The sequence below is a fragment of the Pseudomonas sp. SIMBA_068 genome, assembly GCF_046534705.1.
GTDB classification, from domain to species: Bacteria; Pseudomonadota; Gammaproteobacteria; order Pseudomonadales; family Pseudomonadaceae; genus Aquipseudomonas; species Aquipseudomonas putida.
Window position 1 is genome coordinate 1 of record NZ_JAWRYI010000623.1, and the last position, 268, is coordinate 268.

A 268-nucleotide genomic window follows, 5' to 3' on the forward strand; every position below is an offset into this window, starting at 1 on the left:
GGAAGTGTTGGCGGCGAACGCGAGTACCGGCGTGTTGTTTGAACTGGTGGGCATCCCGCCGAATGCAGCCGATGGCATCAACCTGCTCACCACGCTGCTGCAGACAGGTGGCCTGGGCGATCACCTGATCAACGCCGAAGAAATCCGCAGCCTGGCCTGGCAACGGGCAACCCGCGAAGCACTGGGTAATCCTGGGTTGGCCACGTTATTGGCGGGTTTACCGACACCGGCCGGCACCGAACTGCCCGGGTCGATGCCGCCGTTGGTG

At 63.8% G+C, this 268-nt stretch carries 1 pseudogene; it reads left to right on the top strand.

Features of this window, described 5'->3' with window-relative positions:
- Positions 1 to 268 (top strand): annotated as a pseudogene (locus tag SB756_RS30700) (transcriptional regulator); the annotation flags it as partial.